Source organism: Anabaena sp. FACHB-595 (genome assembly GCF_048568275.1).
In the GTDB taxonomy this organism is placed as follows: domain Bacteria; phylum Cyanobacteriota; class Cyanobacteriia; order Cyanobacteriales; family Nostocaceae; genus Trichormus.
In genome coordinates this window covers 5,522,385-5,539,648 of record NZ_CP183473.1, presented here as the reverse complement: position 1 = coordinate 5,539,648, position 17,264 = coordinate 5,522,385, and the positions used below count along the sequence as shown (strand labels likewise).

Here is a 17,264-nt window from a genome sequence, read left to right as displayed (position 1 = left end):
GAAGAAAAACTCTTGTGTAGGTTAATTTTAAATATGGCTCAGGTCGGATTTGAACCAACGACCCCAGGCTTATGAGTCCCGTGCTCTAACCAACTGAGCTACTGAGCCGTGTTTTCACACATTTCTTAATATAGCTGATAAATTTATTTTTGTCTAGTATTCTGGGAAATGAATTTTCTCTGGTTGCTTGATATAAGTAAGCGTAGTTTCTCGATTTTCACGATTGGAAGAAGATTTCCCCCTTGCTTCAGCCAGACCGTCAACCGAACCTAAAAACTGTCGTAGGCTAGGAGTTGAAAGAGTGGAAGTAGCAAGGGGTAGCATTATCAGCTTTGAGGTGAAGGTTGATTATTGCGTCTTTGCTGCCAACGCTGACGGGCATTAGCTTTCAGTTCTTGTAATTTAGCTCGCTGTTCGGGGGTTAAGACTGCTTCCATTTGTTGTTGTGAAGTTTGGCGAATTGACCGGATTCTAGTTTTTTGCTCTTCAGTTAAATTTAATTCAGCAAAATTCTTACCACCGCGCCGGCCAGCTTGTGGGCGCTGACCTTGTTGACGCTGCGCCTGACGAGCTTGGCGTGCAGCTTCCATTTTAGCTTTCTGTTCTGGGGTAAAAACTGCCTCAATTTGGGCGCGGCTGTTACGACCAATTTCTTGTATTCTGGCCTTTTGTTCGTTGCTTAATCCCAAACTTTCCCAAGGGCCTTTCTTTCCAGCTTGTGCAATCAATAACACAGAAGAAGAATTTGTTTGTGCTTGAACAGCAAAGGGAGTTGCAGTTAAAGTGAGCGCCAGCGCTCCAACTAATAGGGATAAGGGTTTGAGTTGCATTAGGTTCCTTGATGTGTTTTCCTGTGGGAATGTAACCATCTTAGAAACCCAGCTCAACTATCCACATGAGGAGAAAGTCATGAATACACCCATGACTTTTGTCATGCTGCAAACCTGATTCAAGTGACTGGCGGTTTGGTGGAAATTCCAGTAAACAGGAATTACACAGGTGTCATCATCAAACTAACTTTTAGAGTGCGTCAGCCCTAATAATTTCGTACACATTAGAGGATTTCCCACATCTGAAGCACACTAATATTGTGCCAGTTGCGTGAGTCCTGGTAAATATAGAGAACTCGTCAGCAGCCAGAAGTCATATCAATTCAAAATAATCACTATATTTTGTAGTATAAACTATGGGTCAATATATTAAAGTTCATAACCACCCTTTCCGCTTTTTACTATATCTAGAATGGATATTGTTAGCAATATCTATTATCACGTCAATATTGCCCTATCCTTCACCTAGATTTTCCAGTAGATTTCCAGAAATTACGATTATTAGTCTCACAATTTTTGGATTAATGGGATTAAGATTACCCACCAGTAATAACTTAAATAAAATAGTTTATACTGTCTTTGAAATCATTTTAATTTTTATTACTGGATTATTTGAAGGGAGATCTGCTCGGATGTTTCCCTTTCTCTACATTATTTTAGTGACTCGTAGTTGTTTAATTTTTAAGTTACCTGGACGTTTATCTGTCACTTTAACTTCGTTTAGTTTGTTTTTATTCACATTAATAAATCGATTACCTCGTTCTCCACTTCCAATACAAGCCCAAGAGCGTTTTCGCTTTTTTACGCTGAGTTTGACACTTGTATTTGGCTTAAGTTTAATTTTCGTCTTGCTGTTAATGAATAGCTTATTATCGGAACGTCAGAGTCGAGAAGAATTAGCTGTTGCCAATGAAAAACTACGTCAATATGCTCTACGTATTGAAAACCAAGCAACTCTAGAAGAACGCAATCGTATTGCACGAGAAATTCACGACTCTTTAGGTCATTCCCTCACAGCATTGAATTTACAATTAGAAACTGCGTTAAAACTTGCACAGTCTAATCCCAATAAAGCACAAACTTTTTTAGTTAGGGCAAAAGAGCTTGGTTCTAAAGCTTTACAAGATGTGAGAAATTCTGTTTCTGCTATGCGCTCTCATCCATTGCAGGGCAAAACTTTAGAACAAGCAATTGATATCATAGCAGCAGACTTTGAGCAGAATACTGGGATTATATTAACTAGTAGTTTTAATCTTGATTACAAATTATCAACAGAAGTTAGTACAGCCATATATAGAATTATCCAAGAATCGTTAACCAATATTTCTAAGCACGCCAGAGCCACAGAAGTTATTTTAGAAGTTTCTCTTAATCGAGGTAGTTTATCTTTAATAATTCGGGATAATGGTAGAGGGTTTGATATCCAACAAAATACCACAGGTTTTGGATTACAAAGTATGCGCGATCGCACTCTGGCTTTAGGAGGAAAATTTGCTATCAATAGCGCTGTTGGTGATGGTTGTCAAATTACAGTTGATATTCCCGCAAGCAGATTAATATGATTAAAGTCTTATTAGTAGATGATCAAAATCTGATCCGTCAAGGATTAAGAGCATTATTAGAGCTAGAACCTGATATAGAAATCGTGGGAGAGGCAGAAAATGGAAAAATCGCTATTGATTTGATTCCACAATTTCATCCAGATGTAGTATTGATGGATATGCGAATGCCAATTATGGATGGAGTAGCTGCTACACAAGAAATTCAACAGAATTTCCCTAATGTTAAAGTTCTAGTTCTGACAACTTTTGATGATGATGAATATGTCAAAGCAGCTTTACAACATGGTGCAATGGGTTATTTACTCAAAGATACACCCTCAGAAGAATTAGCTGTGGCAATTCGCGCAGTTGAGAAAGGTTACACTCAACTAGGGCCAGGAATAGTCAAGAAACTCTTAGTGCAGTTTCAGTCTACACCAAACCACACGCCACCTGCGCCGACTCATTTAGCTGATCTTACGCCCAGAGAAAAAGAAGTTTTACGCTTAATTGCCGCAGGTGCAAATAACCGAGAAATTGCCCAACAACTCTATATTTCTGAGGGGACAGTTAAAAATCATGTGACGAATATTTTAAATCGGTTGAATTTGCGCGATCGCACCCAAGCCGCTATCATTGCCAATACCTATTTAAATTATCTCAATGAATCTGAATAAAAGATAGTAAATTCACTATTATTATCTGATTTCACTAAAACAAATTCAAACATTCCTGTCGAAGAATGCCCTTAGTCACTTTGATGTTTCTCAAAGATTTGGCAATTACTTCTTCACACGATATTTGGATTTGTGATTGATTTGCTAAAATTAAATCTTGAATTGAAGCACCATATATAATCTCTGCAATACCACTCCAAACACAAGCTGCGGCACACATGGGGCAAGGTTCACCGGTGGTATATATGCTATAACCTGCTAAGGAAAAGCTTTGTAATTGCGCGGTTAAACGGCGAATCACATTAATTTCCGCATGAGCAGAAGGATCATTGTCTCTAGCAACGGTGTTGTGTGCGAATGCCACAACTTGGTTATCTTTGACAATTACCGCACCGTATGGCGCATCTCCTTTTTTTGCTTCGGCGATCGCTAGACGCATAAAATATTCTGGGTTCATAATTATCTTGATATTTCAGTAAGATAGACGGTAAAAATACCATATTTAAACAGGTATCGTAAAGTATGTTACTCAGTAGACAACAAACTGAATTTTACTTAACAGACCTAGAAACACCATTAGGTAAAGCCATTAATTTGACAACTGCTGTCTTGGTTCTATTATCATCAGGCATTTTTGTCGCTCAAACCTACGCTATACCCGACTCTATTAGGTTGCAGTTGGATCAAATAGATACAGTTATATTGGTAATTTTTGCAGTAGAGTATGTCCTCCGCCTTTGGAGTGCAGAAAATAAACTCAAGTATATATTTAGCTTTTACGCAATTATCGATTTAATAGCAATTTTGCCGTTTTTACTAGGTTTAGTCAATATTAGTTTTATTCGTATATTACGCTGGTTTAGAATTTTAAGATTAATCAGATTCATTGATAGCAAATTCTTATTTGGCAGTATTAGTTCTGAAGACGGGATAATTTTTATTCGGATACTGTTTACTTTATTCACCATAATTTTTGTTTATTCTGGCTTAATTTATCAAGTAGAACATCCCGTAAATGCTCAAGTTTATAGTACTTTTCTAGATGCCTTTTATTTCTCAGTAGTCACAATGACAACTGTAGGCTTTGGAGATGTAACTCCCATTTCAGAACTAGGTAGATTATTAACCGTATTGATGATTTTGACAGGTGTAGCAATTATCCCTTGGCAAGTAGGGGATTTAATTAGGCGCGTAGTCAAAACAGCCAATCAGGTAGAAACTGTATGTTTGAATTGTGGTCTAAAATTTCACGATCAGGATGCAGAGTTTTGTAAGCGCTGTGGAACTAAGTTACCCAGCCCAAAAATTGATTAACTCTAACCTATTGATCAAAAAGCTCACCCATAAGACAGAAGTCATTGTCAATACACCAATCACACTAGTAATTAAAAGAGATTCGTGGTGCAAAACAATGATTAAATCGTCTAACCCTGCTCTCCACGAAGAACCTCGTCACCAGCCAGCAGCTATTATTCCTCTCAAACAAGAAGAATCTTTACTGGATTGGTTACAAAGTACAGGTCGATTAGTTGCTTACCAACCTATTGACTACTATTACGAAGACGAGGTAGAGGAAGAAGAAGACGTGGAAGAGTTTGTTGATGCCTATAGTTTTGATGCAGAAGAAGTAGAGGATTTAGAAGAGTGAATCATAAACAAGCGATCGCCATTGAGTAGAATAGCGATCGCTTATCTCATCCCCACCAATCCCTGAGGCGCGTTATATTTCTGCCTGACAGATTGCCCAGTCAATAATTCTACAACATCCATTCCATTCCCAATTACACCAGGAATACTAGGATATCCAGCACTCGCACCCACCAAGAACAGGTTAGGTAACTCTGTCGTGTAACCTAAGCGATTTAACCCTACTTGTCTAGGAACTAATTTCGCACCGTAAATATTACCTTGTGGTTGTCCCAGATAATATTCACTCGTTGTTGGTGTGCCGTAAACTTTCATCCTGATGTAATTATCTATATCTGGAACAATATCACGCACACTGTTCATGATTTGTTGGTAAATCTCACGCTTTTTAGCTTTATAAGCTGCCGAGTCGTTCTCATGCAGATATGCAAAAGGTTCATAAGCACAAACAGTAGCAATTTCTAAAACATGATGCCCGACTGGAGCCATTCCTGGTTCATGAGATTTCATCGTCGGACAAGAAAGGAAAATCCACGGCTGACTGAAATCACCTTGCAATTGTCGGTGATATTCTCTATTTAAATCTCCAGTAGGATAATACCAAATGTTCCAGTTACCAATGCCATAGCGTTGTGGATCAAAATTACTATCTAAACCCAAGTAAATATTAAAAGCACTGGCAGAGTATTCATAATCTGTCAGCCGCCGCCGTTCTTTGTGGCTGATGGCTTCACCATCGTGCATCAATTCTACTGTTAATTTAGGGTCAAGGTCGCTGATATAGGCTTTGGTAGCGCGATAGACCTTACCATCAGCAATAACAGTATGAACTTTGCCACCACTAACTTGAATATGATTAACCGTCGTAGCATAAGCAATGACACCACCACCGGCAGTAATGGTCTCAACAATGGTATCAACCAAGTGCTTAAAGTGATGTTTAGGATAATAAGCACCTTCAGAATAATCCCAAACCAGAGAAGTATGGGTCAGTAAAGCAATTTCTGCGGGTGGTAGTGCATAATCGCCACTTTGTCCAGCCAGCACAGCTTGGAGTTTGGGCGATAAGCCAACATAGTTATACAAGTCTTGCAGAGTCCAACTGCGCTTTTTAAAAAGATTAAAATACTTAGGTAACTTTAACCAGTCAGACCACTTCTGGTCAAACCAACGAACTTCCTTACCTAAATTACGGATTTCTTGATGAAGTTGTTGAATTTCGTTGCAGTAGCGATTAATAGCATTGGTTTCTTCAGGAAAGGTAGACAGCAAACGATAACGTAAACTTTCCCATCCTAAGGGAATTCTAAAATCTGCTTCTGGGGTGATGATGCGATCTATGCAGTCGGGGTCAAGGCTATTAAAGGGGACATCTTGACCAATATAGTTGAGAAATTGAGCGATCGCCTGGCCATGACCACATTGAGAAATATAATGCACATCCGCACAAAAACTATATTCCCCATAATCAAAAGTATGGCAACAACCACCAGGTAAATAGTGTTTTTCTAAAACTGCTACATTATATCCTTGTCGAGTTAAACAAGCAGCCGTTGCTAATCCACCCAAGCCGGCTCCAAGAATTACATAATCAAAGATTTCCATATTCTCCTCCTCTGAAATCTTGATTGCTCTTAATTTCATCGATATTTTTGTTAAAACTTCTTATGATGTGATTACTGTTTTTACAATTTTCATCCAATAGTACTGAGAAACCGGAAAAACATTAAATATCAAAGTCGATATTTAGTCTAGTTTGCATTGAAAAGATGAGAAATCATCTAACCAGACTGTTTATTTTCCTCTCACTTAGTTATAGTTAAGGTATCTAAAGATGAGGATTCTATTTGATATCTTCAAGAATCTGTAAATAATCGCTACTAATCAAACTCAGTAGTTTTATCTATGACTGATATTTTTTAGTTTATCTAACATCTCAAAATTCGTTTGAGACTATTTGTCTTTCTTAACACAACCCATTTTTTTATGTAATTGTTCTAACATAGTGATTGAGTCCATATTTGCGATAACTCATGATCGAAGGTATCCTGTCCCTAAGAGAGAATGTGCTAACACATCCCATCAAAAGGATTCACTACTTACAATTTAGTCTGATGAAGACTTATTAATTCCTTCCTATTTGCCATGCTTGAGCAAATTTCCAAATATTTTAGACTATGCTTGTGATAGAGATAGAAATATTACAACTTACCAAAATATACAGATAAAATTCTCTTTTAATCACAGATAATAGCAGTATTTAGACTTTCAGGAAACTGCATGGATAATTATAATTTATAATCCGGAAAATATCATATTACATCGTTTTTAACTATATTCATAGTGGTATATATTAGTGTTCATGATGTGCGCCCATAGCTAGAATTTTTATGATTAATATTCCCACACAAATATGCTTTTGAGAATATGTCTTCAAACTATATCCAAGGATATACTTTTTGGGTCATTAAGCAAAACTATTGACAGAGATAGCTAAAACTTTATTTTGTTAAACATATAATTGAAGCACTAAAAAAGATTCATCTCGCATCAAACACTGAGGTATCAATGTTACACCTGCTTATAATAGTAATCAATATTGATAGTATATGTCTAATTTATGAGCGCTAAATATGTTATGTGATACAAGCATCAATGTTTTTGTGTCCAGAGTACCAAATAAACACCAATAAATCTCACATTAGTAAATATATAAATAAGGGTCAATAATATGTTCACTGAGGTAATAAATCAACACAAGTCAATAGCAAATAATGACATTCAAGTTGTTAATATCACTGAATCCCAACAAAAACACGCTCAAACTAATAATATAGATTTTCCAGATATAGCTATCTCTTTAACTCCTGTTGGATTAGTTTTTAGTTGGGTCATTTTTTTTATAATTTTACGTAAAATTCGTTCCGTCATAGAAAATAAGATGGTTTTTACAGTGAAGGGGTTACATCAATTGCCTTGTAAAAACTGTCAATACTATTGTAATAATCATTATCTGAAATGTGCAGTTCAGCCCTCCATTGTACTCACAGATGAAGCAAAAAACTGTTCTGAATATTTACCTAAAAATGACAAATTTGATGCCAAACATTTTTTTTAACAGCTTATGGTAGTAACAGAACATATAAGAAGAAGGTAATAGATAATATAGCAATTACCCATTACCAAATTCCCATACCCTTTTTGGTGATGATTTTAGCCTCTGTTATTTCTGCTTTTGCCGTTTTAATAAAATGCCAAACCCCATAACCAAAGGTAAGCCAATAATAGAAGAGCCTTCCGGAACAGCGATAGATTGTTGCTGCAACAATGGTGGTAAAACTTGTGTTAGTGCTAGAGCAGTTATTTCTGAGTTTCGAGAAGAGTTTTTGCGAAACTGAAGATTAATGGCTTCAAAAGTCAAAGGACTTTCAATTAGCCCGTTAGCATCTATCCAATCTGAAGCTTTAATTGTAAGTGGCGAAGACATTGACGCTGATTTGGGAGCAAAAATTTTCCAAGCAGTTTGAGCAATATCCCAATACGATAAAGAAGCTTCGTATGAGGTTGAACTCACCTTACTTACCCTCAAGCGAAAATTGGTTGGCTGACCTACTGGAAGATTTAATCGCGTTGATGCAGGTAATTCGGTACTAGTCGGATTGAAACCGGGATCTACATAAACTTGATGATAAGTATCTGCAACATTGGTAGGATTACGAGGTCTCATTGCCACTCTGAGTTCAGCATTTTCATCAACTAGTGAACTACCGCTCGGACAGGGTGGTGTACCAACAATCGTATTGCTTGAACTGTTGTAGCATACAGGAGCGTTATCCGCATACTGCAAACCAACATAATACTTGTCATTTTCTCTGTGAGCATTTGTGCTAGGAAAAAATCCCGTCCAATATAAAGAAACAGTCCCTAAATCTAAACTGACACGATTATTTAGAGAATAAGAGGCAGTACCCCAAGCTGAAGTACCAACAATTTTACTGTCATTAATACTTGTTCCACTTAATGACCAGCCGTCGCTGCTATCAAAATCTGTCTTGAAAATTTCTGTTTCGTTGGCATCATAGCTGAATTGCCCTAATGCTTTAGTTGGTAAAGTTATGAATCCTAGTAATGTTAAAAGTAAACTTAAACTAATACTTTTGTAAGTAAACATTTCCCCTCACTACATGATTTAGGATAGACTTAGCTAGTGATCAAGCGAATTGACAAATATCGCCAAAAAATAAGACAGTTCATCTCCAATAGCCTAAGCGTAGGCCTAGGCAAAAACGCTTGCTAATTCCAAAATCCAGGGTATGAATGGGTTTTTGGCTTTGAATTTGTTCTCATTCTTGACGCTTTAGTATAATTACTGATATTCAAACACAGTAGATTCTAATATTACAGTTGTATTTTTACAAGTAAAACTACTTATTTAATATAAAAAACAGACTTTTTTTAAATTTACTATAAAGTATTATCCAAATTGTTCAATAAACGATTTTATGTGTATCTATCCTATGAATCTCAAAAGCGTAAGTTTTACTGAAAAAACTGCCTAATATGTTGCAGATAACGGTTTGATATGAAGCTGTTTAAATATTTTTATCCAACAATCAAAAATAGTATTTCAACACCTTTTATTAGGCACTCAGAAATAAAAATATCGAGATATATAGGAATCCTATTTGATTTTTGAATAAGTTCCGTACATCTGTAGAGTGTCAAAATCAAAGGTAGTGTGTCTAATAAACCACTCAAATATCCACTTTAAATGTGAAAATGAAGGAATTAAAGCACAAAAACGTCTAACCCATGTTTTGGCTTGTAACCAAATATCCTCTATCGGATTTTGTACTGGGCAATTAGGGGCAAAACGGACACAGTGTATTTTCCATTGCTCGGTTGGTAAGCTTTGATTAACAGAGTCCAAGAAACCTCTAATTTCCTTGGAACGGTGGTAGCTAGCCCCATCCCAAAAAATTAGTAATCGCTGGTCGGGAGAGTTAGCTAGTAAGTATTCTAGGTAGTTGATAGTATTTTTTGAGTTTCCAGCATCATAAGCTTTGAGAACTAATTCTCCAAGGAGATAGTCAACTGCCCCATAGTATGTCTGCTTATCTCGCTCGTTGACAACTGGGACTGCGATTTCTTGGTCACTTTTTCCCCATACATAACCACTTAAATCTCCCCACATTAAATGACACTCATCAATTAACAATACTCTTAACTTTCCTGTTTCGATTTCTTCTCGGTTATTTGCCAGCAATGTTTCAATCTCTTTTTTTTTCTGCAACAGCATTCTCATCGGCTTTCGGATTTACCTTTGTGGTTTTCTTCCAACTGATTCCTGCTTCGGAGAACAAGTCGTAGTAGCTTTGCTTTGACTCATAAACTACGTCATACTCAAAAGCTAGTTGATACTCTAGTTCCCCAAGCTCCCAACAATCTTTTGTTTGTAGCCAGCTCAACACCTCTTGGAGTTGTTTAGCATTCAGATAGCTCTTTCTCCCTTTGTAGTTTAGTCGCAGTCCGTCAATTCCAGTTTCTTCATAGGCTTGCTTCCAGCCTGTGATTGACCCTCGCGATACGTCTAAAATTTTTTGGATTTCATCATACAAGTAACCTTGATAAACTAGCTTGACTGCCAATGCTTTCCTTACTTCACGCGCATCTGGACACATATCTATAAAATCTTGTAATTCAGCAATCGCATTCAGTGCAGTTTCCTCTTTTAAATATTGCTGCGATACTTCATTGCTGCGATACTTCCCCCGCAAGTGTAGTAGCTTGTAAATGCTGACTTTTCATTGTTTACTATTAGACTTTTATCCCTCTCCGTATTATCTCTTGGTCTTGTTCACAAATCAAATAGGATTCCTATAGGACTCATACTTGATTTTTGAAATACACGTAGGGGCGCCACTGCGTTGGACGGGTTTCCCGGCTTGGAGCAAGTGGCGTTGGGCATTCATTGCCCACCGGCTCATGGTTTTGGTGGGCAATGCCCACCCTACAGATACTAAGAATTTTATGCGCTAGCGCAGGCTACGCCAACAGAAATCAAATCGGATTCCTATATCTATGGTTTGTTGGCAAGCATCACGCAAGCAAAAAAATGAAATTTCCCAGTCAGAGACTGGGAGTGAGGGGCTAAAACTTAAGAAACCTTCGCTTCTAAGGATTTAAGTAACTCAGTATTGACACCAGATTCACGAGTCAGGGCGATTTTACCGGTGCGGGCAATTTCTCTGATACCAAACTTTTGTAGCACCTGGACGATCGCCACCATCTTACCAGGGTCGCCGACCACTTCTAAAGTTAAAGAATCTTCCGCCACATCAACTACTCGCGCCCGGAAAATTTGAGCTAATTCAATGACTTCTGAACGGTTGCTGCTGGTGGCGTTCACTTTCAGAAGCATCAATTCTCTCTCCACACAAGGAGTTTCAGTTATATCCTGTACTTTGAGAACGTTAACGAGCTTGTATAGTTGTTTGGTGAGTTGTTCAATCACGCGATCGTCACCAGGTACAACCATAGTAATGCGGGAAACTCCGCCCTCTTCCCCCGAACCAACAGCCAGGCTTTCTATATTAAAGCCGCGACGAGCAAATAAACTAGCAATGCGGGACAGAACTCCCGCCTCATCTTCTACCAGAACCGAAAGAGTATGTTTCATCTTTGCCAACACAGGCTCAGACAACATATAACTAACCAGAATGTTAGCTAACAGCTGCCCTACACGTACTGCTTACTAGGTGAATAGGTTATAAATCTTATACTTTATTTTAAACTTAATCCCTCCATTCCTGAAATCTTCTATAAAAAAGTTATGTCTAAATCATTCCAAAAGCAGAAGTCATCTGGAGAATATATCTTTTGATCGGCAGATGTACATTATTTATCAAAATCTTATCTTGAGAATATTGTCACCATTAAATCAGGAGAAAGACATTTATGAGTTGGTTAAAAAGACTTTTTGGTATGGAAAAACCTCAAAATGCCCAGGTAAATCCAACTCCGCAAGTATCCCAAGCCTCCGCTACGACTAATGCACCTACGGCTACCCAATCAATTCCACCAGAACGTTTAGGGTTAAACGGCGAATATGACCAAAGTGGTTTAGCAAAGCGAGTAGCATTGGCATTTGATCAAGACCAGCAACTTGATGATATGAATTCTTTGTGGGTTGCTCAAACTGGTAGCACCGTTGTTCTAAAGGGTTCAGTTCCCAGTCAAGACATTCTCTCAATAAAATGATTTCCGTGGCGCAATCTGTACATGGTGCTACAAACGTTGATACCAACCAAGTAAATATTGGCTAAAGACTAGCAATTTTTGTCATTTCTGGGAGATAACTAGGTTTTGGCAATCTCCCAAGGACTTGTCCATCCATGCCAAAATAGCCTTGTTTACCTGTTCTGGGCATTCATCATGGGGACAATGCCCTACATCCTCTAGGTTAAGTAATTGCAACTTTTCGTTGTATTGAGCGAATTGGTTAGCCAGAATCGGCGGGACAAACCTATCTTTGTTCCCCCAAATCAGCAGCATGGGTATTTGTAAAGTTGGCAATATAGCTTTGACACTAGGACTAAAGTTAACACCGATCGCCGCTTTAAACAAAGCACTAAAAGCACGGGCTGAACCCCTATCTTGGGGAGGCCCGGCTAAAATATCCACCAGCTCGTCGGTGATGGCTGCGGGATTGGCGTAAGCAAGACCAGCCCAACGGCGGAGAACGCTAGGACGGCGCACGAAATAAAACACCGGTTTTAAAAGTATTGGAGAAGCGACAATATTTTTGATTGTCCTCACTACAGGTCTTAAAAAAGGCGGAATCATCTCTTGCTCTAATGATGGGTCTGGTAAACTCATCATCACAATCCCCTTAACCATATCGGGGTGAGCCGCCGCCGCCGCTAAAGAAATCAAAGAACCATTGGAATTTCCAATCAATACCACTGGTTGACGGATAAAAGCTTGCCAAAAATCGTAAACTTGCTCCACCCAAAGTTCAATGCTGTAATTTGCTGGGGCTTTTTCTGAACCACCAAAACCGAGCATATCCAACGCATAGACTGTATGAGATTCGCCCAAAACTTCTAAATTATGCCGCCAATGACCAATAGAAGCACCAAAACCATGCAGTAAAATTAAAGGGGTTTTTTCCTGGTCTCCTCTGCTAGGACGAATGTAGGTGTAACGAGTCCGCCAACCCCGCCAAACCCAATCCCTTTGATTCCCAACCCGCTCCCGCCAGTGTACAGTCATGGTCACGCCGCTTCGCTCCGATTCTCAGTGGTTACTTCCCATTTTATAGATTCAGATGGGAGGCAGTCCCGATGAAAAAATTCCACAGTCATAGATGAACGATATCTTTCTCCCCTACACCCCCACAACTTTACACCCTCTTTCCAGTCAGAAGGCAACCAGAAAACCCAAATTTCTCCCCCATATCCCCACTCCTATTACCCATAAAAAAAGAATTGTTACAATAGTTAACCATTCTCTAGATTGTGTGATTTAAATTAACGATTATAGAGAAGCTCTCTCAGAGTGAGTAAAATAACAAATACAGAAACCAAATAAACTATTTTATGGATTAGTTCCTATAAAACTATAGACTCCTTCTTAAATTCTCAGTTATTTTAGTATTGTGCTGCTTAGGCAGACCAATCAAAACAAAGCAATCAAGTCCACATTACATCACTTAACAAAGAAGCTCCCACAAATCATAATGCCTGTGATTGAGAAAAAAAGAACTCGCGATCTGCCCCAAATTAACGAACGGATCCGCTTCCCGAAAATTCGAGTCATTGACACTGATGGTTCCCAGCTAGGAATTCTAACTCCACAGGAAGCGCTGCAACTAGCAGAGGAGAAGGAGTTGGATTTAGTACTGCTCAGTGACAAGGCCGACCCGCCGGTGTGTCGGATTATGGATTACGGGAAATACAAGTTCGAGCAGGAGAAGAAGGCGCGGGAAGCTCGGAAGAAACAGCACACGGCTGATGTGAAAGAAGTGAAGATGCGCTACAAAATTGAGGAACACGACTACAATGTGCGTGTTAAGCAAGCAGAACGCTTCTTAAAAGATGGTGATAAAGTCAAAGCAACTGTGATGTTCCGGGGTCGAGAGATTCAACACAGTGATTTAGCTGAAGATTTATTGAAGCGAATGGCAACGGATCTGGAACCGTTTGGTGAAGTGCAACAAGCACCCAAAAAAGAAGGGCGAAATATGATGATGCTTATCTCGCCTAAGAAGTAATACTCATAAGTATTCTTGTAACCAAGTAATCCACCACTGAAAATATCAAAACGGCTTCACCGTCGTTGAAATTAATTGCAACTTGATAGTCCTGAACTCTGAGTGGGAAACATAATACTCAGTTGTTCAGGACTTTTGCCATTTTGGGGATTGGGGAGCCATTATTAATTTTGAATTTTGAATACTTCGACAAGTTCAGTACAAGTTTTGAGTTTTGAATTGATTGCTCCCCACTAGACGGAGAAGATACCAGAAAGTAAAACATGGAATTGAAAAATTATTCGTTGGCAGCAAATCCAAATTGGCTGGCACAACTTTTAAAATGGGTGAATCTACGACCGGAAGAAGGCGAACGGACTTGGATGATGTTTGCCTTTTACACAACTGTATCTGTGGGGTTGCGATGGGCTGAGGATAGTACAGTAGCACTATTTTTGGATGAATATGGTGCTGGGCCATTGCCTTGGATGTATATTGCCAGTGCGGTTATGGGTATGGCGCTGGTTTTTGTCTATTCTTGGCTACAAAAGATTTTTCCTTTGCGCTGGGTGGTGGTGGCGATCGCACCTTGTATGATCGTGCCGTTAATTTTGTTAGTATTATTACGCTGGGGAATCGATGTCGCCTACTTTTCAGTCATCGTCGTATTTTTACTGCGGTTGTGGGTAGATTCTATCTATGTAGTCAACGATCTAAATACTTCCATCGTTGCTAACCAATTATTTAACATTCGAGAAATTAAGCGCACTTACCCACTCATTAGTAGTGGGTTATTAGTAGCTGATGTGATCAGTGGCTTTAGTTTGCCTTGGTTGCTGGAGTTCGCCAAACTCAACCGCGTAATTATGATCGCCTGTGGAGTGATTATGATTGGCTCGGCGATTCTTTGCTATTTAAGTTATCAATATCGCACATCTTTTCCCGAAGCACCACAGCGCCTAATTCCTCAAGAACAAGCCTCTCGGCATCGGCGTATCCAAGCACCACTCAAGCGTTATACTTTACAACTATTTGCCTTTGTTGGTCTGTTACAAATTATTGGTTTATTAGTAGATTTTCAATATCTCCAAGAACTAAAAATCAACTTAGGCGATCGTGAACTAGCAGGATTTTTAGGTATATTTGGTGGGATTGTCGGATTGTGTGAGTTAACTACCCAGTGGTTTGTTTCCAGTCGCCTCATCGAACGCTTTGGAGTGTTCTTCACTGCTGCACTTTTGCCTGTGGCTGTAGGCTTTGTTGTCCCTGGGATGATTGTTGTACTTTACTTGCTACCTGGAATACAATCCCTAGCATTTTTCTGGGGATTGGTTGGGTTGAAGTTCTTTGATGAACTGTTGCGTTACACCTTCGTTATCAGTAGCGGGCCGTTACTATATCAACCAATTCCCGAACGTATTCGTAGCCGAACCCAGGTACTATCAGGGGGAACTGCGGAAGCGATCGCCACTGGTACTGCTGGTATCATCATTGTAATTACCTTGTTTGTGTGTGGGTTGTTTGTACCTGCAACAATGCAAAAGTGGGTGTTTATCGGCGAAACGATGGTAGTAGCCGTTGCCTGCTTGAAGGTAGTATGGTTATTGCGATCGCGTTATGTTGATTTGTTAGTCTTGAGCGCTGATAGAGGCGAACTGAGTGCCTCTAATGTGGGTTTACGTGCCTTTAAACAAGGGGTAGTCAAAGCTTTAGAAGAAAAAGGCAATACCGCAGATAAACACTCTTGTATTGAATTATTAGCCCAAATCGACCCCCAAGGGGCAGCAGATGTTCTCTCGCCTATTTTATTTAAGCTAACGCCAGATTTACAACGACATAGTTTAGAGGTGATGCTAGCCACTGATGCCAGTCCCACTCATGTATCTGAAGTGAAATGGTTGTTAGAGCGTCATCCCGACAATGTTAATCCCGAAGTTTTTGCCCTAGCATTACGTTATGTTTGGCTAGCTGACCCCAATCCCAATTTAAGCCAACTGGAAGAATACCTCAACCAGCGCCACCACTCATTAACCCGCGCCACGGCTGCGGCTTTGCTATTGCGTCAGGGAACACCCATCCAAAAAGTAGCCGCAACCAAGACTTTACGCCGGATGTTAACCCATAAGCAAGAACGAGAAAGGGTGAACGGAGTCAAAGCTCTACGAGAAGTGGTTTATTTACAGGCATTGCGGATTCATATACCTAATTTGTTACAGGATGAATCTTTAAGGGTGCGTTGTGCTGTCTTAGAAATGATTGCCGCAACGCGCATGGAAGAATACTATTCCTCTCTGCTGACAGCACTTTATTACAAGTCAACCCGCGCCACTGCCATGCGTGCCTTAATCAAAATGGAGAATGAAGCATTGGATATGTTGTTACAACTGGCTACCAATGCCCATAAACCAGAAGTATTAAGGATGTATGCTTGGCGTACCATAGGACAAATTTCTACCACAGAAGCTGTAGAGACCTTATGGTTGCAGTTAGAATCTTCTTGGGGTGCTACTAGATACCATATTCTGCGTAGCTTGTTGAAAATTCAGAAACAATCAGAAATTACCAATTTAGTAGATAGGTTTCAACACAGTCGGGTAGAAAATCTCATTGATCAGGAATTACGTTTTTTGGGTGAGATTTATGCAGCTTATATAGACTTACGACCACAATTAAATTTAGATAATAGTCAAACAAACCCAAGAGTTTTGATTGTTAGTGATTTACTACAACGTGCCTTGGCAGAGATGGAATGGGATATTCGGGAACGTTTATTATTACTATTAAAATTACTGTATTCGCCAGATAAAATGCAGGCAGCAGCTTTTAATCTCCGGTCTGAATCAGTGGTGAATTTAGCACGAGGACTGGAAATATTAGAACATACAGTGAATTTGCCACGAAAATCATTGTTATTAAATCTTTTAGATAAGCGATCGCACCAAGAAAAGCTGGATGATCTTTTAGAGGCAGAATTTACAGAATATCAACCGTTGTCAGCTAGTGAAAGATTACGAAAGATGCTCACCTTGGGTAATTTCCTTTCTGATTGGTGTTTGGCTTGCTGTTTTCATTTTGCTCAAGTTAACCGGATTCGTTTGACAATTAACGAAATTCTGATGGCTTTGCGTCATCCTACGGGCTTTGTGCGGGAAGCGGCGATCGCTTATTTGAGTGTGGTTTCATATCGCGTCCTCTTAGAACTTCTGCCCAAATTACAAAAAGATTCTCATCCCCTAGTAGCAGCACAAATTCAGGAATTGATGAATAAAACAGCAATCAAAATTACTAAATAAACTCAATCAGTAGTGAAAATTCG

General features: G+C 39.2%; 14 protein-coding genes, 1 tRNA gene and 2 pseudogenes. 8 read left to right on the top strand and 9 right to left on the bottom strand.

Annotated features, from left to right (window positions below; all coding sequences use genetic code 11):
- Positions 1 to 34 precede the first annotated feature (34 nt).
- From ACN222_RS23180 to ACN222_RS23170, 3 genes are all read right to left on the bottom strand, one after another.
- Positions 35 to 108: transfer RNA gene (locus ACN222_RS23180), tRNA-Met, on the bottom strand.
- A 45-nt stretch (positions 109 to 153) separates the two neighbouring features.
- Positions 154 to 324 (bottom strand): hypothetical protein, encoded by a 171-nt coding sequence (locus ACN222_RS23175; RefSeq protein ID WP_010998769.1) that lies wholly within the window; start codon positions 322 to 324, stop codon positions 154 to 156.
- 2 nt (positions 325 to 326) lie between these two features.
- The gene (locus ACN222_RS23170) at positions 327 to 830 is read right to left on the bottom strand and encodes a Spy/CpxP family protein refolding chaperone (RefSeq protein ID WP_010998768.1); all 504 of its coding nucleotides are present in this window, start codon (positions 828 to 830) and stop codon (positions 327 to 329) included.
- A gap of 356 nt (positions 831 to 1,186) precedes the next feature.
- Between ACN222_RS23170 and ACN222_RS23165 the strand changes: the two genes are divergently transcribed.
- Positions 1,187 to 2,392, top strand: coding sequence for a sensor histidine kinase (locus ACN222_RS23165; RefSeq protein WP_010998767.1), 1,206 nt, complete (start codon positions 1,187 to 1,189; stop codon positions 2,390 to 2,392).
- Positions 2,389 to 3,048, top strand: a complete 660-nt coding sequence (locus ACN222_RS23160) for a response regulator (RefSeq protein ID WP_010998766.1) — start codon at positions 2,389 to 2,391, stop codon at positions 3,046 to 3,048. The genes ACN222_RS23165 and ACN222_RS23160 overlap by 4 nt, the downstream gene beginning before the upstream one ends.
- Positions 3,049 to 3,082: 34 nt before the next feature.
- Here the strand turns inward: ACN222_RS23160 and ACN222_RS23155 are convergent, their stop codons facing one another.
- The gene (locus tag ACN222_RS23155; RefSeq protein WP_010998765.1) at positions 3,083 to 3,505 is read right to left on the bottom strand and encodes a nucleoside deaminase; all 423 of its coding nucleotides are present in this window, start codon (positions 3,503 to 3,505) and stop codon (positions 3,083 to 3,085) included.
- A 65-nt stretch (positions 3,506 to 3,570) separates the two neighbouring features.
- On the opposite strand from ACN222_RS23155, the gene ACN222_RS23150 reads away from it, so the two are divergent.
- Positions 3,571 to 4,362 (top strand): ion transporter, encoded by a 792-nt coding sequence (locus tag ACN222_RS23150; RefSeq protein WP_010998764.1) that lies wholly within the window; start codon positions 3,571 to 3,573, stop codon positions 4,360 to 4,362.
- Between the two features lie 97 nt (positions 4,363 to 4,459).
- Positions 4,460 to 4,696: a DUF3134 domain-containing protein gene (locus ACN222_RS23145; RefSeq protein ID WP_044523309.1), complete on the top strand. Its 237-nt coding sequence runs from the start codon at positions 4,460 to 4,462 to the stop codon at positions 4,694 to 4,696.
- 41 nt (positions 4,697 to 4,737) lie between these two features.
- Here ACN222_RS23145 and ACN222_RS23140 read toward each other — a convergent pair whose 3' ends face one another.
- Positions 4,738 to 6,300, bottom strand: coding sequence for a phytoene desaturase family protein (locus tag ACN222_RS23140; RefSeq protein WP_044522263.1), 1,563 nt, complete (start codon positions 6,298 to 6,300; stop codon positions 4,738 to 4,740).
- Between the two features lie 1,126 nt (positions 6,301 to 7,426).
- Between ACN222_RS23140 and ACN222_RS23135 the strand changes: the two genes are divergently transcribed.
- The gene (locus tag ACN222_RS23135; RefSeq protein ID WP_010998761.1) at positions 7,427 to 7,813 is read left to right on the top strand and encodes a hypothetical protein; all 387 of its coding nucleotides are present in this window, start codon (positions 7,427 to 7,429) and stop codon (positions 7,811 to 7,813) included.
- Positions 7,814 to 7,918: 105 nt separating this feature from the next.
- Here the strand turns inward: ACN222_RS23135 and ACN222_RS23130 are convergent, their stop codons facing one another.
- From ACN222_RS23130 to ilvN, 3 genes and pseudogenes are all read right to left on the bottom strand, one after another.
- Complete coding sequence (locus ACN222_RS23130; RefSeq protein ID WP_010998760.1) at positions 7,919 to 8,866, bottom strand: PEP-CTERM sorting domain-containing protein; 948 nt, start codon at positions 8,864 to 8,866, stop codon at positions 7,919 to 7,921.
- A gap of 510 nt (positions 8,867 to 9,376) precedes the next feature.
- A pseudogene (locus ACN222_RS23125) lies at positions 9,377 to 10,503 on the bottom strand (IS630-like element IS895 family transposase).
- A gap of 349 nt (positions 10,504 to 10,852) precedes the next feature.
- A complete protein-coding gene (gene ilvN / locus ACN222_RS23120) occupies positions 10,853 to 11,374 on the bottom strand; it encodes an acetolactate synthase small subunit (protein ID WP_041456726.1) in 522 nt (173 codons plus the stop codon).
- Positions 11,375 to 11,652: 278 nt separating this feature from the next.
- On the opposite strand from ilvN, the pseudogene ACN222_RS23115 reads away from it, so the two are divergent.
- Positions 11,653 to 12,020, top strand: a pseudogene (locus ACN222_RS23115) (BON domain-containing protein).
- A 16-nt stretch (positions 12,021 to 12,036) separates the two neighbouring features.
- On the opposite strand, the gene ACN222_RS23110 reads toward ACN222_RS23115, so the two are convergent.
- Positions 12,037 to 12,975: an alpha/beta fold hydrolase gene (locus ACN222_RS23110; RefSeq protein ID WP_010998756.1), complete on the bottom strand. Its 939-nt coding sequence runs from the start codon at positions 12,973 to 12,975 to the stop codon at positions 12,037 to 12,039.
- Between the two features lie 460 nt (positions 12,976 to 13,435).
- On the opposite strand from ACN222_RS23110, the gene infC reads away from it, so the two are divergent.
- Together infC and ACN222_RS23100 are read left to right on the top strand one after the other, a co-directional pair.
- The gene (infC, locus tag ACN222_RS23105; RefSeq protein WP_011318830.1) at positions 13,436 to 13,969 is read left to right on the top strand and encodes a translation initiation factor IF-3; all 534 of its coding nucleotides are present in this window, start codon (positions 13,436 to 13,438) and stop codon (positions 13,967 to 13,969) included.
- Between the two features lie 263 nt (positions 13,970 to 14,232).
- Positions 14,233 to 17,241: a hypothetical protein gene (locus tag ACN222_RS23100; protein ID WP_010998753.1), complete on the top strand. Its 3,009-nt coding sequence runs from the start codon at positions 14,233 to 14,235 to the stop codon at positions 17,239 to 17,241.
- The last annotated feature ends 23 nt before the right edge of the window (positions 17,242 to 17,264 follow it).